Source organism: Paraburkholderia lebeckiae (assembly GCF_050436325.1).
Classification (GTDB): domain Bacteria; phylum Pseudomonadota; class Gammaproteobacteria; order Burkholderiales; family Burkholderiaceae; genus Paraburkholderia; species Paraburkholderia tuberum.
Genome location: NZ_JBNDLZ010000002.1, coordinates 82,339 through 104,859 on the forward strand (window position 1 = coordinate 82,339; position 22,521 = coordinate 104,859).

20 protein-coding genes are annotated in these 22,521 nt (G+C 61.9%); 12 read left to right on the forward strand and 8 right to left on the reverse strand.

Features of this window, described 5'->3' with window-relative positions; translation table 11 throughout:
• The first annotated feature begins 9 nt into the window (after positions 1–9).
• The 6 genes from OKW44_RS03375 (at position 10) to OKW44_RS03400 (ending at position 6,648) form a co-directional block, all read left to right on the forward strand.
• Positions 10–1,254, forward strand: a complete 1,245-nt coding sequence (locus OKW44_RS03375; protein WP_018425485.1) for a cytochrome P450 — start codon at positions 10–12, stop codon at positions 1,252–1,254.
• A 72-nt stretch (positions 1,255–1,326) separates the two neighbouring features.
• Positions 1,327–2,928 carry a GMC family oxidoreductase gene (locus OKW44_RS03380; RefSeq protein ID WP_018425484.1) on the forward strand — a complete coding sequence of 534 codons (1,602 nt, stop codon included), beginning with the start codon at positions 1,327–1,329 and terminating at the stop codon, positions 2,926–2,928.
• Positions 2,925–3,695 (forward strand): enoyl-CoA hydratase/isomerase family protein, encoded by a 771-nt coding sequence (locus OKW44_RS03385; RefSeq protein WP_018425483.1) that lies wholly within the window; start codon positions 2,925–2,927, stop codon positions 3,693–3,695. Before OKW44_RS03380 ends, OKW44_RS03385 begins: the two co-directional genes overlap by 4 nt.
• 37 nt (positions 3,696–3,732) lie before the next feature.
• Entirely contained in the window at positions 3,733–4,899 is a 1,167-nt protein-coding gene (locus OKW44_RS03390; RefSeq protein WP_018425482.1) for an EstA family serine hydrolase, read from the forward strand.
• Between the two features lie 8 nt (positions 4,900–4,907).
• Positions 4,908–5,765, forward strand: coding sequence for an HTD2 family dehydratase (locus OKW44_RS03395; RefSeq protein ID WP_026226706.1), 858 nt, complete (start codon positions 4,908–4,910; stop codon positions 5,763–5,765).
• Positions 5,766–5,826: 61 nt separating this feature from the next.
• Positions 5,827–6,648 carry an HpcH/HpaI aldolase/citrate lyase family protein gene (locus tag OKW44_RS03400; protein ID WP_018425480.1) on the forward strand — a complete coding sequence of 274 codons (822 nt, stop codon included), beginning with the start codon at positions 5,827–5,829 and terminating at the stop codon, positions 6,646–6,648.
• A 74-nt stretch (positions 6,649–6,722) separates the two neighbouring features.
• Here OKW44_RS03400 and OKW44_RS03405 read toward each other — a convergent pair whose 3' ends face one another.
• A complete protein-coding gene (locus OKW44_RS03405) occupies positions 6,723–7,628 on the reverse strand; it encodes an SDR family NAD(P)-dependent oxidoreductase (protein ID WP_018425479.1) in 906 nt (301 codons plus the stop codon).
• A 152-nt stretch (positions 7,629–7,780) separates the two neighbouring features.
• On the opposite strand from OKW44_RS03405, the gene OKW44_RS03410 reads away from it, so the two are divergent.
• Both OKW44_RS03410 and OKW44_RS03415 read left to right on the forward strand, forming a co-directional pair.
• Positions 7,781–8,983, forward strand: a complete 1,203-nt coding sequence (locus OKW44_RS03410; protein WP_018425478.1) for a cytochrome P450 — start codon at positions 7,781–7,783, stop codon at positions 8,981–8,983.
• Between the two features lie 33 nt (positions 8,984–9,016).
• On the forward strand, positions 9,017–9,187 hold the full coding sequence (locus tag OKW44_RS03415; RefSeq protein WP_018425477.1) for a rubredoxin: 171 nt from the start codon (positions 9,017–9,019) through the stop codon (positions 9,185–9,187).
• Between the two features lie 49 nt (positions 9,188–9,236).
• On the opposite strand, the gene OKW44_RS03420 is transcribed toward OKW44_RS03415, so the two are convergent.
• The 5 genes from OKW44_RS03420 to OKW44_RS03440 all read right to left on the reverse strand — a co-directional run bounded on the left by OKW44_RS03420 (position 9,237) and on the right by OKW44_RS03440 (position 14,842).
• Positions 9,237–10,433, reverse strand: coding sequence for an acetyl-CoA C-acetyltransferase (locus tag OKW44_RS03420; protein WP_018425476.1), 1,197 nt, complete (start codon positions 10,431–10,433; stop codon positions 9,237–9,239).
• Between the two features lie 49 nt (positions 10,434–10,482).
• Entirely contained in the window at positions 10,483–11,775 is a 1,293-nt protein-coding gene (locus OKW44_RS03425) for an acetyl-CoA hydrolase/transferase family protein (protein WP_035472410.1), read from the reverse strand.
• A gap of 13 nt (positions 11,776–11,788) precedes the next feature.
• Positions 11,789–12,976 (reverse strand): CaiB/BaiF CoA transferase family protein, encoded by a 1,188-nt coding sequence (locus OKW44_RS03430; protein WP_018425474.1) that lies wholly within the window; start codon positions 12,974–12,976, stop codon positions 11,789–11,791.
• Positions 12,973–13,959: an NAD(P)H-dependent flavin oxidoreductase gene (locus tag OKW44_RS03435; protein ID WP_018425473.1), complete on the reverse strand. Its 987-nt coding sequence runs from the start codon at positions 13,957–13,959 to the stop codon at positions 12,973–12,975. Before OKW44_RS03435 ends, OKW44_RS03430 begins: the two co-directional genes overlap by 4 nt.
• A 106-nt stretch (positions 13,960–14,065) precedes the next feature.
• Complete coding sequence (locus OKW44_RS03440; protein WP_018425472.1) at positions 14,066–14,842, reverse strand: enoyl-CoA hydratase; 777 nt, start codon at positions 14,840–14,842, stop codon at positions 14,066–14,068.
• A 219-nt stretch (positions 14,843–15,061) separates the two neighbouring features.
• On the opposite strand from OKW44_RS03440, the gene OKW44_RS03445 reads away from it, so the two are divergent.
• Both OKW44_RS03445 and OKW44_RS03450 read left to right on the forward strand, forming a co-directional pair.
• Positions 15,062–15,856, forward strand: coding sequence for a crotonase/enoyl-CoA hydratase family protein (locus tag OKW44_RS03445; RefSeq protein WP_018425471.1), 795 nt, complete (start codon positions 15,062–15,064; stop codon positions 15,854–15,856).
• Positions 15,857–15,904: 48 nt separating this feature from the next.
• Entirely contained in the window at positions 15,905–17,146 is a 1,242-nt protein-coding gene (locus OKW44_RS03450; protein ID WP_026226705.1) for a CaiB/BaiF CoA transferase family protein, read from the forward strand.
• A 532-nt stretch (positions 17,147–17,678) separates the two neighbouring features.
• Here the strand turns inward: OKW44_RS03450 and OKW44_RS03455 are convergent.
• Complete coding sequence (locus tag OKW44_RS03455; protein WP_018425469.1) at positions 17,679–18,443, reverse strand: SDR family NAD(P)-dependent oxidoreductase; 765 nt, start codon at positions 18,441–18,443, stop codon at positions 17,679–17,681.
• 248 nt (positions 18,444–18,691) lie between these two features.
• Here OKW44_RS03455 and OKW44_RS03460 point away from each other — a divergent pair, with 248 nt between their 5' ends.
• Positions 18,692–19,486, forward strand: coding sequence for an IclR family transcriptional regulator (locus OKW44_RS03460; protein WP_018425468.1), 795 nt, complete (start codon positions 18,692–18,694; stop codon positions 19,484–19,486).
• 115 nt (positions 19,487–19,601) lie between these two features.
• On the opposite strand, the gene OKW44_RS03465 is transcribed toward OKW44_RS03460, so the two are convergent.
• Positions 19,602–21,023, reverse strand: a complete 1,422-nt coding sequence (locus OKW44_RS03465; protein WP_239499277.1) for an MFS transporter — start codon at positions 21,021–21,023, stop codon at positions 19,602–19,604.
• 239 nt (positions 21,024–21,262) lie between these two features.
• Here OKW44_RS03465 and OKW44_RS03470 point away from each other — a divergent pair, with 239 nt between their 5' ends.
• Positions 21,263–22,459 (forward strand): amidohydrolase family protein, encoded by a 1,197-nt coding sequence (locus OKW44_RS03470; RefSeq protein WP_018425465.1) that lies wholly within the window; start codon positions 21,263–21,265, stop codon positions 22,457–22,459.
• The last annotated feature ends 62 nt before the right edge of the window (positions 22,460–22,521 follow it).

Here is a 22,521-nt window from a genome sequence, read left to right on the forward strand (position 1 = left end):
ACAGGAACCATGGCCGGCGCGCTGCGACTCGAGGACTTCGACGATCCTAAGTTCAACCCCTTTTTCGAGGATTCACTCGCTTACGGTGCCGATGCGGACCCTTATCCACGCATTGCGGAACTGCGGGAAAAGGCTGCGGTTCAGCACGGTGACTACCGTGTGCTGATGGGCGGCGCGGCGGACCTGACCATGTCCGACGTCGCGCACTATTCCGTATTCGGATACGACGAAGTCTCGAAGGTGCTTGGCGACCCGGCAGTGTTTTCAAACAAGTCTTACGAGCGCAATCTCGGCATCAGCTTCGGGCGCAGTATCTCGACGATGGATGCGCCCGAGCACCCGCGCTACCGCCGCATCTTCCAGAAGGCCTTTTTGCCGCACACCGTCGCGGCATGGGGCGATACGCTGGTCGACCCGGTGGTGAGCGAGCTGATGTCGAAGTTCATGGATCGCGGACATGCGGATCTCGTCAACGAGTTCACGCTTCACTACCCGTTCAACATCATCTATCGGCAACTGGCATTGCCGCCGGAAGATGTGAAGATCTTTCACAAGCTCGCAATCGCACAGACGCTGGTTTCGATCGATGTCGAGCATGGCGTGGAGGCATCGACGAAGCTGGGCACCTATTTCGCGCGGCTTGTCGACGAGCGCCGCAGTAATCCCGGCGACGATCTGGTGAGCTCGCTGGCCACCGCGGAGGTGGACGGTGAGCGGCTACCGGACGAGGTCGTCATTTCGTTTCTTCGCCAGTTGGTGAATGCGGGCGGCGACACGACCTATCGCGCGACCAGCGTACTGTTGCTTGCGTTGCTGCGCGATCCGGTACAGCTCGAAGCGGTGCACCAGGATCGCACGCTGGTCGCGGCGGCGATCGAAGAGGCTCTGCGCTGGGACGGCCCCGTGCTGATGCAGTCGCGTATGGCGACGCGTGATGTCACGCTCGGCGGTGTCGAGATTCCTGCCGGCGCATTTCTCGACGTGGTGGCGGGCAGCGCCAATCGCGACCCCAGCCGTTTCGCCGATCCGGACAGGTTCGATATCTATCGCAAGGCGGGTCACCGGCACTTTGCATTCGCCTATGGCCCACACGTGTGCATCGGCCAGCACCTGGCGCGCGTGGAAATGACGCGCGCGCTCAACGCGATTCTCGATCGCCTGCCCAATCTTCGGCTCGATCCGGCCGCGCCAGCTCCACAGATCAACGGGATCATGATGCGGGTTCCGCATTCGATTCCCGTCATCTTCGGCTAACAGGAACAACGCCGGCCTCGCGTGCTGTGGATGGGGCTGGCCGACAAGGCACGGACGGTGGAGAACGCATAGATGACCGAGTTTGACTTTATCGTGATTGGCGCGGGTGCGGCGGGTTGCGTGCTAGCCAATCGCCTTTCAGAGAGCGGGCACCATACCGTGCTACTCATCGAGGCAGGTCCGGAAGATCGCAATCCGCTGATCCGGATGCCAAAAGGCTTTGGCAAACTGTTGGGCGACCCAGCTCATGCCTGGTTCATTCCAGTGCAGCCCGATCAAGGCAACGGGCATCGCAACGAAATCTGGCTTCGCGGCAAGATGCTCGGCGGTTCCAGCAGCATCAACGGCATGGTGTATATGCGAGGTCATCCCGAAGACTACGACGGATGGGCCGAACTGGGTGTCGAAGGCTGGAGCTGGCAGAACCTGGCGCCTTGCTTCCGGCGCATCGAAGATCACGCGCTCGGCGCCGATGAGTTGCGTGGAGAGGGCGGCCCGCTGAAAGTGTCACCGTATGCGCAGCGCAATCGTATCGGCGACGCCGTACTCGAAGCGTGCCGGTCGCTCGGCGTGCGGCGCGTGGAAGATATCAACAGGCTCGATCACGAGGGTGTGGCCTATCTGATCTATACGATACGCAACGGTCGTCGGCAAAGCTCGGCCGAAGCCTTTCTGAAGCCCGCGAGGGCGCGCAAGAACCTCACAGTCGCTACCGGCACGCAAGCCGCGCGAATCGTGTTTGACGGCACGCGCGCCGTCGGCGTGCAGTGCGAAAGCGGGGGGCAGCAGATCGCTTACCGTGCGCGTCGCGAGGTCGTGCTCTCGGCGGGCGCGATCGAGTCGCCGCGGCTTTTGCAGTTGTCGGGCGTTGGCGATCCCGGCCATCTGCAATCGCTTGGCATTCCTGTCGTGGCGGCGAGTCCGGGGGTCGGACTGAACCTGCGCGAGCACTATCTATATATGCTGCAAGCCCGCCTGCGGCATTGGCGGGATTCGCAGAACCGGCAGTTCAGCGGCATGCGCTTATGGCGCAACGCGATGCAGTATCTGCTGTTCCGCCGTGGCGTGATGTCGCTCGGCTCGTACCAGGTGGGCGGCTTCGTCAAGACCGCGGCGGATGCGATGCGTCCCGATGTCCAACTGATGATGGCGCCGTACTCGATGGATTTCGGCGCAGCCGGTTACGCGTTCGAGCCTTTCCCAGGCATGCAGCTCTTCAGCTATCCGCTGCGCCCGCGCAGCGAAGGGCACGTCAGGATCCAGTCCGCGGACCCCCGCGTGCCGCCCGAAGTCGTCGCGAACTACCTTGCCGATCCGTACGACCGGCAGATGGCTGTCAACGCATTCCGGTTCATGCGCAGCGTGCTGGCCGCCGAGCCGCTTGCCAGCCTGCTGGCAGGGGAGACACGCCCAGGCCCCGCCGTCCAGACCGATGACGAGATTCTCGACCTCTACCGGCGTGAAGGCCAATCCGGCTATCACGCTTGCGGCACCTGCAAGATGGGATCGGACACGCTTGCCGTGCTCGATTCGCGGCTGCGCGTGCGCGGTGTCGAACGCCTGCGCGTGATGGATCTCTCCGTAACACCCACGATGATCTCCGGCAACACGAATGGCCCCATGATGGCGATGGCATGGCGCGCCGCCGGCCTGATCCTGGAGGACGCGCGATGAGCCGCCTTGAAGACTACAGCGGGCGCTTTACGAACATCGACTTCGAGCGACGCGACGGTATTTTGCAAGTGCGCCTGCATACCGATGGCGGCCCGCTCAAGTGGGGCGCGCTCGATCGCAGCATTCACAGCCAGCTCGGCGAGGCGTTCTACCAGATCGCACGCGACCTCGACAATCGCGTAGTCATCCTGACCGGCACCGGCGATTCGTTCTGCGACGCGATGAATTACGCCGAGATGCCGACGGAGCCACTTGCGCAAGGCTGGCCGCGCCTTCAGCGCGAGGGGCAGGACCTGCTGATGCAACTGCTGGACATTCCGGTTCCGGTTATCGGCGCGATCAACGGGCCGGCACTCATTCATGCCGAGTTGCTCGTGCTGTCGGATATCGTGCTGGCCTCCAGTCGCGCCGAAATCTCGGACCAGGCGCACTTCGTTCACGGCGTGGTGCCGGCGGACGGCGTGCAGATCGTCTGGCCGATGCTGATTGGCCACAACCGCGCCCGCTACTTTCTTCTCAGCGGCGAGCGCGTCACGGCGCAGCGCGCGTGGGAGCTTGGCGTCGTCGGTGAAGTCGTCGCGCACGATACGTTGCTCGAACGTGCGTGGCAAATGGCGCACGAACTCGCGGCGAAGCCGATCGAAACGCTGCGATACACGCGCGCGGTCTTCACGCAGCCGTTCAAGCGCCGCATGCTCGACGAACTGGGCTACGGGCTCGCGCTCGAAGGGCTCGCCGGTATTGCCGCGCAGTCCGGCAAGACGTAGCCCGTCAACGCGAATGTTCACGAATCGGAGACACGATATGAACTTGGTAGTGCAAGCATCAACGGAGCGCAACGCGATCGTTCAGCAGGCGCTCGACCGCGCCACGCGGGAAGGCGGTGAGATCGGCGTGCAGGTGGCGGCCTATCTGAACGGCAAGCTCATGATCGACGCATGGAGCGGCGTGGCCGATCCGTCCACCGGCCGTCTGGTCGACGGCGAAACGCTCTTCAATGTGTATTCGGTGACGAAGGCCGTTGCAGCAACCGCGTTGCATATCCTGGCCGACCGCGGGCTCATCGAATACGATGCGCCGGTGACGTGCTACTGGCCAGAGTACGGTGCCCACGGCAAGCAGAAAACGACGGTGCGCGATGTGCTGACTCATCGCGCGTGTGTGCCGCAAATGCCCGAAGGCGTCACACCGGAGCTGATGTGTGACTGGCAGTGGATGACCAGCGCCATCGCCAACCTTGAGCCGCTTGCGGAGCCGGGGACGAAGACGCTGTACCTCTCGATGACGTTCGGCTGGATCGTTGGCGAGCTGGTGCGACGCGCCGATCCGAAGAAGCGCTCGCTGGGCCGTTTTGTCCGGGAGGAGATTGCGATGCCACTCGGCATCGACGATCTGTGGATCGGCATTCCCGACGAAGTCGAACCGCGCATCGCACGTCTCACCGATGCAATGGTGCCGGTTCCCGCGGAATACCTGCCGCCGCTGTTCCTGCGCTCGATGCCGCAACAGGTCGCATTGGCGCCGCAAGTGTTCGAGCGCCCGGACGTGCGGCGCGCGGAAGTCGCGGGCGTTGGCGGGATCTTCAATGCACGCAGTGAGGCGCGCTTCTGGGCAATGCTGGCATGCGGCGGCGAGTTGGACGGCGTGAGGATACTCTCGAAGGAGCTCGTCGCCACGCTGAACACGCCACGCGCCAATAGCGAGGAACCCGACCCGGTGATGTTCGGCTTTCCGATTCCAATCACGATCGGTGGCTTCTGGTTCGGCGGCAACCATCCGCCGGTGACGGCGGCACGTTCACCGCGCGCCTTGTGCCATCCGGGGCAGGGCAATTCGATCGGCTGGGCGGACCCGGATACCGGGCTCGCCGTCGCGATCTGCCATAACAAGCTGTTCAACCCGACCACGCCGGAAGAAGATCCGCTGCTTCCGATCGCTGCGGCGATTCGCGACGCACTGGATCTGAAGTGATTGGCACGATGCGCATGGATATCGAGTATTTGCACCAATGGACTGGGCGCACCGAGGAAGTGCGGGACCAGGTCACCTCCACGCCGATGGCGGCCCTCAGCGCCATGCTTGACCACGATGACGCGCTTTCAGCACGTGGAGATGACTTGCCACCGTTATGGCACTGGCTTTATTTTCTTCCGGTTCATCGCCAGTCGATGGTGGGGGCGGACGGTCATCCGAAACGCGGCGGCTTTCTGCCGCCGGTCGATTTGCCTCGCCGCATGTGGGCGGGCAGTCAACTCGAGTTTCTACGGCCGCTGAAAGCGGGTAGCACGATCACGCGTCTTTCACGCATCGAGAGTGTCGCGCACAAGCATGGACGTACCGGCGATCTCGTGTTCGTGAAGGTCAAGCACGAGGTCAGCGACGCTCATGGCCTTGCGATCGTCGAGCGCCAGGATATCGTGTATCGCGATCATCCGGCTGCCAGCGAAAAGCCGGCAGCATTGCAGGCCGCGCCCGTCGGCGCTCAATGGGCACGCGAGGTCAATCCCGATCCGGTGCTGCTGTTTCGCTACTCAGCGCTTACGTTGAATGGTCATCGCATTCACTACGATCGGCCTTACGCGATCGGCGCTGAGGGGTACGAGGGACTCGTCGTGCATGGCCCGCTGCTCGCCACGCTTCTGATGGACTCGCTCGGATCGGAGCTGCCGGGCGCGCGCGTCGGAGAGTTTTCGTTCCGCGCGATCAAACCGGTGGTGGACACTTCGCCTTTCTATGTTTGCGGAAAGCAACACGAATCGGACCAAAGCAAGGTGAGCTTGTGGATCGCCGGCAGCGACGGATCGTTGCGCATGGAAGCCACGGCTACTCTGGTCTGATCGTCGAGCCGGTCCGCTGGCGGGGTCGCCGTAGCCGGCCCTGACGCTGAATGGGAGACTTATGCGTTCGTTTCTTTTTGTGCCGGGCAGCAAGCCCGAACGATTCGCCAAGGCACTCGCGGCAGGCGCCGATGCGGTGATCGTGGACCTGGAGGACGCTGTCGCAGATGCGGACAAAGCGTCGGCGCGTGCGCGTGTTGCCGGTGCGGTACGAACATTTTCGGCATCGGCGGTTCGCGTACTGTTGCGCATCAATGGAGCGGGTACGCAGTGGTTCCAGCAGGACCTCTCGCTCGCAGCGTTCGATGGTATCGATGGCGTCGTGTTGCCCAAGGCGGAGAATCCGGCTGCTTTGGCCGCTGTCGCGGCGGCAACGGCGAAACCCATCTTGCCGATCATCGAATCTGCCGAGGGTGTCTGGAACGCACTGGACGTGGCGCGAATGCCCGGCGTCGAGCGACTCATATTCGGTTCGGTTGACTTCGAGCTCGATCTGGATTGTGACGGTTCATGGGACGCGTTGCTGCTCGCGCGTTCGCGTATCGTGCTGGCCTCCCGCGTAGCGGGCATTCAGTCTCCAGTGGATGGCGTTACCGTGGCAATCGATGACGAACGACAACTCGCGCACGACTCGTCGAAGGCGCGTTCGCTGGGCTTTGGCGGGAAGCTGTGCATTCATCCGCGCCAGGTTGCAGCGGTCAATGCGACGTTCAGCCCGAGCGCGGATGAAATTGCCAAGGCGCGGCGAATCGTCGATGCGTATGAGCGGGCAGAAGGCGGGGCGGTGTCCGTAGATGGACGGATGGTGGACTTGCCGGTATTGCTCAAGGCGAGACGCATCGTTGGCTTGTCTGAAAGCGGGCGAGGTTCAGAGGAAGGGTAAGCGGTGTGGCGGGTGAGCGCCGCACCGCCCGCGCCACCACCGCATCATGTGGCGCGGGCGTGACACGGTATCGCTTACACCGGATCCCAGGGCGTGAGCGTCATGGACGGCACGTTCGGGAAGAAGCTCGATTCGAACGCCGGCATGACCTGCTCGGCAATTGCTTCGGGCGTCCAGCCGCCGTCGCGATGCAGCGAGCGGATCATGCGGATCTGGTTGAAGAAGTAGATCTCGTTGGCGCGCACGCCGAAGATCTGACCCGAAACCTTTGCGGCCTGGTCGGACGCAAGGTAGACCGCGAGCGGCGCGATCTTGCGCGATTCCATGCGCTTGAGAATTTCGACCCGTGCTTTTTGCTCAGGCGTCTCCGAGGGGATCGAGGCCGTCATCGCGGTCCATGCCCACGGCGCGATGCAGTTCGAGCGCACGTTGAATTTCGCCATGTCGAGGGCAATCGACTTCGACAGACCGACGACCCCCATTTTGGCGGCGGAGTAGTTGGCCTGTCCGATGTTGCCGATCAGACCCGAGGTGGAGGTCATGTGAACGAAGCTGCCGCCGTTTTGTGCCTTGAAATGCGGAGCCGCCGCGCGTGCCACGAAAAACGACCCGTTCAGATGCACGTCGACTACGGCCTTCCACTCGTCGAGGCTCATGTTGAAGAACATGCGGTCACGCACGATGCCGGCGTTGTTGACCACACAGTCGATGCGGCCGAACGTGTCCAGCGCGGCCTGCACGATCTTCTGCGCTGAATCCCATTCGGCGACGCTATCCGTCGAGGCAAGCGCTTGCCCGCCGGCCTCCTTGATTTCTTCGACGACGCGCTCTGCGGCGAACTGGCCGGATTCGGCGTCGCGACCAAGGTCGTTGACGATGACCTTTGCGCCGCTCGCCGCGAATTGCAACGCAAAATCGCGCCCGATGCCGGCACCCGCACCCGTTACCACTACCACCTTGTCCTTGACGAAATCGCTCACTCTTGTCTCCGTTCGATAGGCGTTGATGTAAAAAAGCTCGCTTCGGTATAATATCAAAACTGAACGGCGTTGCATAATATGAACGCTAGCACGTTGATGCAAAGTGTGACGACTCATCCATTCGAAGACGACCAAATGATAGGAGACGCGAGATGAACCCTACGAAAGACTGGACCGTGCCGGACCATGTTCCGCGAGAACTCGTGGTCGATTTCGACTATATGAATCCGCCAGGCGTGCAAGACGATGTTCATATGGCGTGGAAGACGCTGCACACCGGGCCCGATATCGTCTGGTCCCCGTACCATGGCGGCCACTGGATCGCCACGCGCGGCGAAGACATCGAGGCGATGCAGAAGGACCACACCCATTTTTCGCATCGCAGTGTCAACATCCCGCCGCTCAACGAGACGCAGCTCGTGCCTCTCGAGCTTGACCCGCCCGAACATACCGCGTACCGCAACTTGATTACGCCCGCTTTCCTGCCGCAAGCTATCGCCTCGCTGGAAAGCGACGTGCGCAGCCTCGCAATCGAGCTGATGGAAGAAATCGCTCCACGCGGCGAATGCGAGTTCGTCTCGGAGTTCGCGAAGATCCTGCCGATCGTGATTTTCCTGCGTCTTGCCGATCTTCCGTTGAGCGATCGAGGACAATTGCTCGAATGGGCGGAATGGGCCGTGCGCGGCAACGTCGAGCAGCGCAACGAATCCCAGCACCGGCTGATTGGCTATATCTCCACCTGGGTGGAGAAGCGCAAGGCAGAGGCGGGCGGCGATCTCGTCAGCCTCATCGCCAACGCGCAGATCGAAGGCAAGCCGATCAGCCCCGAGCGCATGTTTGGGATGTTTATCGTCGTGCTGTTCGGTGGTCTCGATACCGTCGCATCGATGATGGGTTTCATCGCGCGCTTTCTGGCCGAGAATCCGGCGCACCGGAGGCAGCTGATCGAGAATCCCGATCTGATGGTGTCGTCGGTCGACGAACTGATCCGGCGCTTTGGCGTGGCGAATACGGCGCGGCTCATCACACAGGACATGGAATACAAGGGCATCCAGTTCAGGAAGGGTGACCAGATTCAGTTGCCGAACTCCCTGTTTGGCCTCGACGACCGCAAGTTCAGCGATCCGCTCGCCGTCGACCTGACGCGCAAGCCAGTGCTGCACGCCGCGTTCGGCAACGGCCCGCATCGCTGCCCGGGGTCGTTCCTTGCGCGTACGGAGATCAAGGTTTTCCTCCAGGAGTGGCTCAAACGCATTCCCGATTTTCGCATTCGCGAGGGCGACAAGCCGCGATGCGGCTCGGGCTCCGTCAACGGCATGCTCTATCTGCCGCTCGTCTGGGACGTAGCGCCCTGAAGCATCCCCACCCTCAACGACTCATCGACGATCATGAAAAAGTGGCAATGCATTTTTTGCGGTTTTTACTACGACGAAGCAATGGGACTTCCCGCGGAGGGCATCGCGCCTGGCACTCGCTGGGAGGACATCCCCGATGACTGGGCATGCCCCGAGTGCGGTGCGACCAAGGCCGACTTCGTGATGTTCGAAGTGGAGGCCTGAGCGTGCGGGCGCGCGCACGGCGCAAGGCCGTGCGCTTCATCGCTCAGGATCAGGCGCGCTCGAACACGGCGGCAATACCCTGGCCACCGCCGATGCACATGGTCTCGAGCGCATAACGTCCTTTCCGGCGCGTCAACTCGTGCAACAGCGTTGTCATGATGCGCACGCCCGTTGCGCCAATCGGGTGGCCCAGCGATATGCCAGAGCCGTTCACGTTGAGCCGGTCGGTATCGTGCCAGTTCCAGCCTTTGAGGACTGCCAGCACCTGACACGCGAATGCTTCGTTTACTTCGACAAGATCCATCTGCTCGAGCGTAAGCCCGATGCGCGTCATCAGCTTCCGCACTGCGGGCACGGGTCCAATGCCCATGCGTGATGGCTCGCATCCGGCCGCGGCCCAGCCGGTCAGCCAGGCCATGGGTTCGAGCCCGAGCGCTTCGAGGCGGTCTTCCGCGACGACGAGGCAAGCGGCAGCGGCATCGTTTTGCTGGCTGGAGTTGCCTGCGGTGACTGTGCCGCCCGGCATTAACGAGCGAAGCTTGCCGAGGCTTTCCATGCTGGCGTCGGTGCGGAATCCTTCATCTTTGGAAAACGGAAGCGGCTGGCCTTTTTTCTGAGGAACGTTGACCGCCACGACCTCTTCGGCCATATGGCCAGACTCCCATGCGGCGGCCGCGCGTTGATGGCTGCGCAGCGCGAACTCGTCGGCGGCCTCGCGGCTGATGCCATAGTCGGTGGCCAGATTTTCCGCGGTCTCGATCATGCCGGAGATAAAGCCGAAGCGCGATTCCGGCTGTGAGCGCTCGCGGCCCCGCGCGAGCCGGTCGTGAAACTGGACGGAGCCCGACCGTGCGCCCCAGCGCATGTCCGTGCTGTAGTACTCGATATTGCTCATACTTTCCACGCCGCCGGCCAACACCACGTCGGCGGCGCCGGTCTGCACCATCATCGCGGCGGTGACGAGCGCCTGCAGGCCGCCGCCGCAACGTCGATCAAGCTGCATGCCCGGCACCTCCACGGGCAAGCCCGCCTGCAGCGCAATCCAGCGGCCCACGCAAGGTGTTTCGCTGTTCGCGTACGATTGCGCGAAGACGACGTCGTCGATGCGAGCGGGATCGAGTCCAGCGCGCCGGATCGTTTCATTCGCGACGAGCGCGCCGAGGTCTTCGACGCCAACGCCGCGCAGGCTACCGCCAAAGGTGCCGACGGGCGTTCGTACAGGGGAGACAATTGCCGCGCGTTTCATCGGACGTTTCCTTGCAAAGTTTGAAAGTTCTGATTCGGCCGGGTTGCAATCAGCCGACGAGCGTCGCGCTTCTTAAGCGATTGGAAGGCGGGCCGCCCGCCATCTGATCGAGAGCGCTGCGATGGTCCGGATGGGCGATTGCCAGCATGCGTTCGCGCCGTTGGCGCAGCGTCAGGCCGCGCAGATCGGCCACGCCATATTCGGTCACCACGATGGCCGCGTCGCTGCGTGGCGTGCTGACCGGTCCGTTCAACGACGCGACGATGCGGGTCGCGCCCTTGCCCGCTGTGGACGGCAATGCGATGACAGGAACGCCGCCACGCGAGCGCCGCGCGCCGCGCAGGAAATCCAGTGCGCCGCCCACCGCGCCCACATACACGCCTCTGGCAATTTCGGCGTTGATCTGGCCACTCAGATCGACCTCGAGCGCCGAGTTGATGGCGACGAACCGGTCGATGCTTGCGAGCACGTTCGGATCGTGCGTGTAGCGGGTCGAACGAAACTGCACGGCGTCGTTTCGATGCGCGAACTCGTGTATGCGGCGACCCCCCATCATCACGCCAGCAATGGTCTTGCCCGTGTCGATGGTCTTGCGCACATTGTTGATCACGCCGCTTTCCATCAGATCGGCGACTCTGTCGCCGATCGTGCCGGAATGGATGCCAATGTCTCGCCGATCGTTGAGGCAAGCGAGGATCGCTTCTGGAATCGCGCCGAGGCCGAGTTGAATGGTGGCGCCGTCTTCGATCAATCCGGCCGTGTGCCGTGCAATCGCCAGCTCCGTCGGGCTGACGGCGCTGGGCGAACTCTCGGGCAGAGCGCGCGACGTCGGGACAATGAAGTCGATGTCGTCGTCGCGAAGATATCGCTCGCCGTAAGTCCAGGGTGCCTGTTCGTTGACTTCCGCAATGATGACGCGCGCGCGCTCGAGCGCCGGGATCAGATACTCATGCGCGACGGACAAGCTGTAGCGGCCGTGCGCATCCGGTGGCGCCAACTGCAGTAGCAGGACGTCGATCGATAGCTGACCCGACTCCATCATCTCTGGCAACTGCGAATAATGGCAGGGCAGGATATCAAGCGCGCCAGCCTTGGCCAGTGCGCGGTTGGAGCCGCTCCCGCAGTACGAAACGAAATCGATGCAGTCCGCGTGCTCAGGCCGGCACGTGTCGTAGTTGCCGGCGCCGAGAAAGACCCGGAACGCGCCGATGCTGTGCCGCTGCTGAAGTAGAGTGCGCGTGAGCGCAAGGGGCTCTGCGTTCGATTGGCCCCATGCGAGGGTATCGCCGGGGCGGATGATGGACGCGAAATCGACGGCGTCCGCCTCTAGCAGTAATGGCATGGTGTTGTTTGCGTCAGGTGGCGGGTTGCGCAAGGGCCAGGGCTTCGTCGTGCTGCCCACGTACTGCGCCGGTCGCGACGAGTTCCGCAATCCGTTCATCGCTGTAGCCGATGCTCCGCAGCACGAGTTCTGTGTGCTCGCCAAGTTGTGGAACGGCGAGCGGTGGCGACCCAGGCTCCAAACGGAAGTGAATCGGGCTTGCAACGTGGTTGTGTCCGGACGGATCCCTCTGGACCATTCCGCGCTCGTGCGCATGCGGATGGTCGAGCGCTTCGGCGAGCGAGAGCACCGGCGCCACACTGATGTTTCGGCCTTCGAACCAGCAGAGCCATTCATCGAGTGTGCGAGTCAGGAAGATTTGCGTCAGAAATTCCCGGACGCGTATCTGGCCTTCACCGGCTGGGCCGATCGCGTCGGCGACGAGATCCGGACGGCCGAGTGGTGTAAGCAGGTTGGTTGCAAAGCTGTGTTCCCGGCCGCCAAGGCAGAGCCACTTCGAATCGGCGGTCTCATAGGTGTCGAGCAACGCAAGCCCGCTGTCGCCTTCAGTCGGCCCTCGCAATTGGCTGTCCGGCGCGTTGAGCAAGCGGCCACTCAGATACGGCTGCGATGTGAGCGCCGCATCGAAAAGCGCCATGTCGATGTAGTCGCCGCGCCCCGTTTCCCGCGCGCGCAGCAGCGCCATCAACACGGCGGACAACGCCGTCAATGAACCGGCCAGCGCAGCGAGCGACGGCCCCGTGGCAATTGGGATTCCCCGGCCATCGCGCGGCAGCGTGCCTGCAAGCGATTGAACTACCGGATCGTGTGCGGGCAATTGAGAGAGCGGGCCGGTTTGGCCGAATGCGGTTATCGCACAATAAACGACTCCCGGGTTCGTCCGGCTGATCGTGTCGTAGTCGATGCCAAGCCGAGCGGCCACGCCCGGCCTCGACGATTCGATCACGACGTCGGCCTCGTTCATCAGCTTGATCGCGACCTCGCGTGCGTCCGGATGTTTCAGATCGAGCGCGATGCTGCGCTTGCCGCGGTTGATCGCGGCGAAGAACGCGCCGTCGGTGCCGGGTGCGCCGCGGGTAGGGTCGCCGGTGACCGGTTCGATCTTGACGACGTGCGCGCCGTGATCGGCGAGGTTGGCGGCGAGGAACGGACCCGGCATGAATTGCGACAGGTCCACGACGCGAAGGCCGGTCAGTTTCATGCCAGAGCAGCGCTGAAGCCGAGCTGGCGTTGCGCAATCGCGGCGGCTTCCTTCACGATGCGACCGATCAATTCCGCACAGGTCGGCAAGTCGTGAATGAGGCCGGTCACGATACCGGCGGGGAAGGCGCCGCCTTCCACTTCTCCTGTCACGAATGCGTCCATCCAGCGCAGCGCTCCGGTCAGCGCGTAGAGGTCCGAGCGCGTCACGTTGCCGGCGCGCTCGAGTTCGAGCGCGGCGAGACTCACGCTGTTCTTGACCACCCGGCTTGAATCGCCGATCGAGCGGCCAACCAGCACCGTATCGCGCTCGCTCGCTTCCAGCAGCCGTTGCTTGATCGCAGGGTGGACGGGGGACTCCTGCGTGAGCATGAATCGGGTTCCCATGTTGATGCCGTCCGCGCCGAGCGCGAGAGCCGCCATCAGCCCGCGCCCATCGGCAAAGCCGCCAGACGCGAGAATCGGCACCTTCAGCTTGTCGGCGGCGGCGGGAATCAGGATCAGTCCAGGGATGTCGTCTTCGCCAGGGTGCCCCGCGCATTCGAACCCGTCGATGCTGACGGCGTCCGCGCCGAGCGATTCCGCCTTCACCGCGTGGCGAACCGTCACGCACTTGTGCACGACCTTGACGCCGTGTGCCTTGAACTCGGCGATGTATTTCGCCGGATTGCTGCCTGCTGTCTCGACGACCTGGACGCCTTGAGACACGATCGTGCGCACATACGCGTCATAGTCGAGACCGACATTGGCGCCGAGAACGGTCAGGTTGACTCCAAAGGGCTTGTCGGTGAGCGAACGCACCCTGTCGATTTCGCGCGCGAGTGCATCGGCGCTTGCATGGGTGTGCGCGGAGATGAAGCCGAGACCGCCAGCATTGCCCACGGCCGCCGCCAGTTCGGCTCGCGCCACCCAGCGCATGCCGCCTTGAATGATGGGATATTGAATGCCGAGTAATTCAGTAATGCGATTGACATACGGTTTCATCGCGCGCCTGTAGCCTGGATAGGAGGTCTGGGTGCCAGAGAATGCGCGTGACGCGCGTACCCTGGCGGGCTCTGTTCGCCACGACAGCGTGGCGCTTTTTAGCAATTCAACAATCGCGAAACTGAGGTTTGCGCTTTTCGGCGAAGGCTGCCATGCCTTCCTTTCGATCTTCCGTGGCGAAGGTCGAATACGCCATACGCCGCTCGAACAGGATGCCTTCTGCCAGGCTCGATTCGTAGGCGCGGTTGACGCACTCTTTCGCCATCGCTACGACGGGTTGCGAGTATCGCGCGATCTCGTCGGCCGTTTTCAGCGCTTCCTCGACGAGCGTGTGGGCGGGCACGATGCGGCTCACGAGGCCGCATCGTTCGGCTTCAATGGCGTCCATCCTGCGGCCGGTGAGGATCATTTCCATCGCCTTCGATTTGCCGAGCGCGCGCGTAAGGCGCTGCGTGCCGCCAGCGCCGGGAATGGTCGCGAGCGTGATTTCGGGCAGGGCGAACCGGGCGCTGTCGGCGGCGAGAATGAAGTCGCACATCATGGCCAGTTCGCAGCCTCCGCCTAACGCAAGACCCGCGACCGCGGCGATGACCGGCTTGCGGCAACGCGACGTGCGTTCCCAGTTCGACGTGATGAACTGATTCTTGTACACGTCCATGTACGTCCATTCGTTCATCATCTTGATGTCGGCTCCGGCGGCGAACGCCTTCTCGCTACCGGTCATCACGATGGCGCCGATGGCAGGGTCGGTTTCGAGGTCGTCGAGTGCCGCCGTCAGCTCATCCATCAGCTGGTTGTTCAGTGCGTTATAGGCTTGCGGACGGTTCAACTTGATCAAGCCGGTTTTCCCGTGCGTTTCGACGATGATCGTCTCGTAGGCCATGGTTCTTCCTTGAACGAATGAGGGTGAACACCTTGGCCCGGATGGGGCCTGCTCGCCGATGATTTGCGTGTCTGCGGTGCGCCGCTCGGCAGCGTCAGAGCGTATCGTGCGTTGCCAATTTTGTGAACGACGTTTATGATTCTGAATGTGTGACCCGGCTTTGTCAATTGAGCGCGAGGTCAGAATTGCTAACCGGAAAACACCGCGAGGAGACACTGCATGACCACTCGTCACGAGGACGGACAGATTCGCGTTGAGCAGCGTGGGAACCTGCTCTTGATGGGCATTGACCGGCCGGAAAAGCGCAATGGTTTCACGCCGAAAATGTTCACCGAGCTTGCGATGGCTTACACGCAACTCGAGAAGAGCAGCGATATTTTTTGCGGGCTGGTATACGCCGAAGGCGATCACTTTACGGCAGGGCTCGACATGCCAAAGGTCGCGCCGTTGCGCCGCGAAGGGAAACCGCTGCTTCCTGAAGGCGAGGTCGATCCGTTCAACTTGCGCGCGCCGCAGCGTACCAAGCCGGTCGTCATTGCGCTGAAGGGAATCTGCTTCACGGTCGCGGTCGAATTGATGCTTGCATCGGAAGTGGCTGTTGCGGCCGACAACTGCCGTTTCTCCCAGCTTGAAGTCAAGCGGGGAATCATGGCAGGTTGTGGTGCGACGTTTCGCATGGTGCAGCGAGCCGGCTGGGGCAACGCGATGAAGGTACTACTTACTGGCGACGAATTCACCGCCGACGAGGCACGGCACATGAACTTCGTGCAGGATGTCGTGCCTGCGGGGGAGGAGTTCGACCGGGCGCTCGGGATCGCCGAGCGAATCGCGGCGCAGGCACCGCTAGCCGTGCAGGCCACGATGCAGAACGCGCGCGTCTCGCTGGGACAAGGCTGGCAGGATGCTTACGCGACGATTCAGTCGACCCAGCAGTTTCTCTACAACACTGAAGACGCGAAGGAAGGCGTTCAATCCTTCATCGAAAAACGTACGGCGAAGTTCGTCGGACGCTGATGCAAGGCTTCCGGCGCAGCCGGTGTGAATTCAAGGGGACCGTTTGCTATGACAAAAGGCGCATTGGCGGGTGTTCGCGTACTCGACCTGAGCCGCATTCTCGCGGGGCCTTGGGGGGCTCAGATGCTGGCGGATCTCGGCGCGGAGGTCATCAAGGTCGAGCGTCCGGGCAAGGGCGACGATTCGCGGCAATTCGGCCCCCCGTTCCTGATGGATCGGGAGGGAAAGGTCACGCGCGAGTCGACGTTTTTTATTAGCGCGAACCGAGGCAAGAAGTCGATCACGTGCGATATCTCCACGGCGGAAGGCCAGGCGCTGATCCGCTCGTTGGCGGCGCACTGCGACGTGTTGCTCGAGAACTATAAGGTTGGCGACCTCAAGCGGTACGGGCTCGACTACGACAGCCTCAAGGTGGTCAATCCGCGCCTGATCTACTGTTCGATAACCGGGTTCGGTCAGACCGGACCGTATAGCCCGCGTCCCGGCTACGACTCGATTTTCCAGGCGATGGGTGGCCTGATGAGCGTGACCGGAAACGGCGACGACGTGCCGGGCGGCGGGCCAATGAAAACCGGGCCCAGTCTTGCGGACATCCTTTGTGGTCAGTACGCCGCTTCGGCGATCATCGCAGCGCTTTATCATCGCGACGCGGCGCAAGGCGGTACCGGGCAGGGGCAGTACATCGACCTGGCGTTGCTGGACGCGATGATTGCTGCCACATCGCACTATGCAAGCCAGTATCTCGTTTCAGGCCAGATTCCCATCCGGCGCGGTACCGAGGGCAACGGTGGTATGCCGTCCCGCATGTTCCGCTGCGCCGATCGCGACATCATGATCGTGGCGGGCAACAACGAGCAATATGCGCGCATGTGTAACGTTCTGGGGCACCCCGAGCTAGTCAGCGATCCACGATTCAGCGAGATTGCGCTGCGCGTGAAGAATCGTCGCGCGCTGGGCGAAGTGTTCGAGCCGCTGATCGTTCAATGGCAGAGCGATGAACTGCTCGCAGCACTCGACGCCGCCGGGGTGCCGGCCGGACCGATCAACAATCTGGAGCAGGTGTTCGCAGATCCGCATGTGCAGGCACGCGCGATGTGCGTCGAAGTTGCGCACCCGCTCACGGATAAGGCGGTTCGGATGGTCGCCAACCCGGTCAAGATGTCGGGCACGCCTATCGATTCGTACGGGGCGCCGCCGATGCTCGGACAACATACGGACGACGTGCTGCGTGATGTGCTGAGTATGTCGCAGTCGGATATCGATATCCTGCGCGAAAAGAAGATTCTATAGAAAGGACATCAACGGCGAGTTCGGCAAGATCAACGTGGTGATGGTGAAAAGTTGCAGCTAAGGAGGGGAGTCATGACGACTGAGAGAAGCAACAGCCGTATCGTATGTACAGACCACGTAGAACTCGGGTGTATCCACTCCGGCAGGGACGCCCCGAATATCTCGCGTCCGCATCAACGTTCGGATACTCCCGTGCGCAGCGGAAAGTCACCTCAGTGGGCTTGGGCGAACTGCCGCAGCGAGTTCGACTGGATGGACGTGCACTTGCCGTTCTTCACGTCGGAATGGTTTTAAGAAATTTCTCAACAGACGAGATCGAGTCTCAAAGGTAACGGCGAAAAAACGCCTTGGCTCGGTGTCCCGCAGCCAAGGCCAAACTCCACACGCTCTCGCGAAGTGTGTGAGAGGAGAACCACCTGATCGCTCTTCAAGCTTCGTGGTACGCGCCCGGCGGGAAGCTCACTGCTCGGATCGAGGCTCGCGATAATGCAACTGGACGTTTCATATATTGCACCGTGTTCAAAAAGACGCACTAGAGCATTGACTGTCCGCCGTCCACACTGATAGTCTGCCCGGTTATGAAATTAGCGTCGTCACTACATAGAAATGCAACTGTTCGTCCAATATCGCGCTGAGGATCGCCGAAGCGGCCAAGCGCAATTTCAGAGAGATAGCGAGTGCGTTCCTGAGGATTGGCTTCGAGGTAGGCTTCGGCGGCAGGTGTGAGCGCTGCCGGGCAAATGACGTTGACGGTAATGCCGTAGACGCCCCATTCGCGCGCGGCAACTCGCGAGAGCCCGCGAATGCCCTCCTTGGTTGCGGCGTACGCGCCGAATCCCTTGAGGCCTTCGATACCGGTGCGCGAGCCGAAGTTGATGATGGCGCCGCGGCCCTGCGACTTCATCCGCGGCAATGCGGCCTGCATGAAATACAGCGTGCCGTACAAGCCCGATTCGAGCGTGTTGCTCCAGTCATCGTCGGTAACGGACTCGAGCGGCACCCCCGGGCTGCTGCTTTGGGCATTGTTGATGAGTGCGTCCACACGTCCGAATCGCTCGACGGCAAGCTCGACCGTCCGCACGGCGTCGGCACGATTGCGCGTATCGCCGGGCACGACCAGCACTTGCGAACCGAGGGCGCTCAATTCCTCAGCAGCCCGCGTGAGTTTGGCCTCCGTGCGACCAGTGAGGACCAGACTCGCCCCCTCGGTGGCAAGCGCAAGGGCGATGCCGAGTCCAACGCCTTGGCCGCCTCCGGTCACGATGGCGACCTTTTCTGCCAGTTTTTTCGTGTACATGAGTGAATCCAGAAGTGAAGGTTGATGTTGCTGTTCGACGCGCGAGCGTATTGCGTAAATGGTCTGGAAGATGATGCTTCCACATTTCAGTTTTTCGAACGATGTTCAAATATATCTCAAGCGGTGTGAGGGAGCGCCCTGGCGTATTCCCGAATTCGGGTGGTGTAAAAGTGTGCCAGATTGTGATCGATGTAAAACTATGTGAATAGTTCCCGTATAATCTATACAGTCAATTCATGGGGAAAATCATGTTGAAAGAGACCTCAGCGCCGGCGGACCGGGACGTCAGCGGGCCGCGCTCGCTGACCCGACTCCTCGGAATTTTCGATGTGCTGGCGAAGTCTCCGGACGGGATGTCGCTAGCAGAACTGAATGTCGCTCTCGAGTCACCTAAGAGCAGCCTGCTCAATCTGCTGCGACCTCTGGTGGCGGAAGGGTACTTGATGCACGACGTAGGCCGCTATCGCCTGGGACCGTCGATCTTCCGGTTGTCGGCAGGCGTGATGGCCGCGTGGAATTTTTCGAAGATACTGCGCCCGTTCCTGGTGGATCTCTCGAAGAGCACCAATGAAACCGTGTATGTCGGTGTCCTTGACGTCGAACACAAAGAGATCACCTATGTCGACGTGATCGAGAGCGAGCAATCGGTGCGCTATTCAATGCACATCGGTTTGCGTCGCCCGCTCTATTGCACGGCTGCGGGCCGCGTGCTGCTCGCCCATGCACCGGACGCTTTCGTTAACGACTACATGAAGACGGTCAAATTCGAGCGCCGCACCCCGCAAACGATCGCAACGAAGAAGGCGTTGCGTGACGAACTCGACCACATCCTCGAAACCGGCCTGTCGGTGAGTCGCGGTGAACTACTGCCGGATTCGGCCGGCGTGTCGTCGCCGATCTTCGGACCGAATGGCAATGTCATCGCGGCGATGGCAATTGGTGCGCCGCTCGAACGCTTCGACCGCGAACGTCACCGGCTCGAAGAGAACATGATCAGAGTCGCACAGCGGGCGTCTGCGTTGGGTCAGGCAGAAGAGGAGTGACTCGCCAGTCGGTCGGCGGCGCAGTGAAGCGGGTGCTTCAATGCGCCGCGGTCGCGGTCGCGGTGCGGTCGAAGAATCGTTGCACCCACGCGCAACGGATCGGTCGCAACGACCGTCAGCGTGTACGACGCTTCGGCAGCATGGAGGCGACCAGCAGTCCGGCGATCGAACTACAGGCGATGTAGACGAATACCGAAACATAGCCGCTATCGGCCGGAAACGATGCACCGTCGTGTCCCGCCGTCGCGCTGCGCAGCAGCGCAAATACCGCCTGGGCACCTACCGCGAAGAAACACGAGAAGAAAACGTAGAGCATCCCCGTTGCCTCGCCTGTCTGATGTGCAGGCGTCGCTTCCACGATCTGGTTGTACAGCGCCGTGCTTGCGAAGGCGAGGCCGAATGAGCACAGCACCGCACCTGGAACGAAGAGCAGCAGGCTGCGATGAAGCACGATCAGCGAGGCCCAGCCCAAGGCCAGTATGAGCATGCCAATCAAGGCAGCGGGCCGGGCCTTGTAGCGGGCCGCAACCCGGCCGCTCCATGGGCTCGCGACCAGCGCGACGATGTTGACGCTGAACATCAGTAATCCGGCCGCCGTCGCGCTCAACCCGAATCCGGAGCGCGTGCCGGCAGGTTGCTGGGCGAGCAGCGAGAAGACCTGTCCTAGTTGCATGGCGCCTGCCGCGAGGAATGCCATGCATGCATTGGCCAACACGACTTCGCGCGTCTTCAGCAGACGCACATTGATGAGCGGATGACGCGCCCCGTGTTGATGGCGTGCCCAGAGTCCGAGCACGATCATCCCGCCAGCGATCAAGCCCCACAGCCGCGGATCGCCGAGCCCCCACGTGCGGATTTGCTGCACGGCGAAGAGGATGGCGCAAAGTGCCGGAGCGAACGCGAGACCTCGAACGTAGTCGATCCGCACGCCGGGATTCGGTGGCGACGGCGGTGCCCACGCGCGTACCGCCGCGACGGCCACGACGCAAAGCGCGACTTTGAACCAGAAGCCGCCCTGCCACGAATAGTGATCCACGACAACGCCCGCGCAGATGTAGATCAGCCCCGCCGACACCATGCCTGCCGCGCTGATCATCCCCACCGCGGCAGGCAGCCTGGCGGGTGGCAGATTCTCACGAACCAGACCGATGGAGAGTGGCGTAATGCCTGCCGCGATTGATTGCATCGCACACCCCGCGACGAGCATGCCGACATCGGTCGCGCATGCGGCCACGACTGCGCCCGCCGCAGCGACCGACATCACCACGAGCAGGATGCGGCGGTAGCCCAACAGGTCGCCGAGTCGCCCGCTCACCGCGGCAAAGACGGCCGAGCCGAGCCAGTATGCGGTGACGGTCCAGCTCACGGAGTTCGACGCAGGAAAAGCCTTGTAGAGCGTGACCAGCACGGTGTAGATGACGGTGATGCCGGACGAGGCCGCTACTGCGGCAAGCAGGATCGCCATCGTGAACCCGCGCGGTGGACCCGCTACCGGTTGCGCTCGGTGTGCCGGCTGGGAGAGTACTTCGGCTTGCATAAACGTCTCCGGTTGCGTGTCTTCGTTTCGATTATACTTATATACGAACGTCGTTCGTATTGCTGTTTTTTTTTGGAGAATTCGATGCCGACCGCAAGGGTCGCGAGGCCACCGCCCGATATCAAATCGATATCGACGTTTTCGAGTTCGATATGAGAGTTTTTTGGTCGATGGCTTGACCCGATACTTCTCTCAAGGGCGCACGTTCTGAAGCGCTCCCCACGATCAGGAGCGAGACCATGCAAACGTATCAAGGGAAGATCTACGACGCCGACACGCACTTCTACGAAGTCGAGGACGCATTCAACCGTCATTTGCCCGAGAAGTTCAGGAAGGACTGGTCTTTTACCAGCCGTGTCACGGCAGACGGCAACCGCTGCATGTATGTGGGCGACCGGAAGGTGGAAATCAGCGAGGGCTACACATCGGCCGAGGGGCACGTTCCGCCGCCGGGCAAGCTGCATGAGTGGCTGCGCGCGATGAAGGATGGCAAGGATAACGTCGATATGCGGGTTTCGCCGACGCCGGACATGTTCAACCGCGACGCGCGCCTGAAGAAGATGGACGAATTCGGTGTTGAAGCCTGCACGATGTACATAGGCGAAATGGTCGCGTGTATTTCCTACCTCAACGAGCCCGTTGCGGCAAATGCGGTGTTGCATGCGTATAACCAGTGGATGCTTGACGACTGGGGCTTCAACTACAAAGACCGCATCTACACGACGCCGGTCGTCACGCTCGACGATCTCGATGCGGCTGTCGCCGAAGCCAGGTGGCTGGTTGCGAACGGTGTGCGGGTGATCCTGATGCCGATGGGGCCGTTCAATGGCCGTGCACCTGCGGATCCGTACTTCGATCCGTTCTGGTCGATCCTCAACGAAGCGGGCGTGCGCGTCACCTTCCATGTGTCGGAAGCGATCTACATGAAGGATCATATGGCGGTGTGGGGCGAGCCCGTGCAGCAGTCGCGCCAGCGTCAGACCGCCTTTGTCTGGATGCACGGTTACGGCGAGCGGCCGGTCATGGAAACGCTGTCGTCGTTCATCTTCTACAACTTCTTCGAGCGCTTCCCGCGAGTCAAGCTGTGCAGCGCCGAAAACGGTGCCGAGTGGGTGCCTTCGCTGCTGGTCAAAATGGACAAGTGCCGGGGGATGGCGAAGAATGGCTACTGGCCGTGCGGTCAACTGAAGAAACGCCCGAGCCAGATCTTCAAGGAAAATGTCTTCGTGGTCGCGTATCCGGAGGACGACATCGCCCAGATCATCGCTCAAACGGGATCGTCGGACTTCCTGTTGATGGGCTCCGACTATCCGCACGCGGAAGGCGTGCCCGAACCGAAGGACTTCGCGTCGGAAGCATGCAATGAGCTCTCGGAAGAAGACACGCGCAAGATCATGTACGACAACGGCCGCCGGTTCATGCCGCTGCACGTGTAATTGGCCTTGTACCGGTCGGCGGCGGCAGACGGTCTGTCGGTCCCGCGCGATTTCTTCATTAT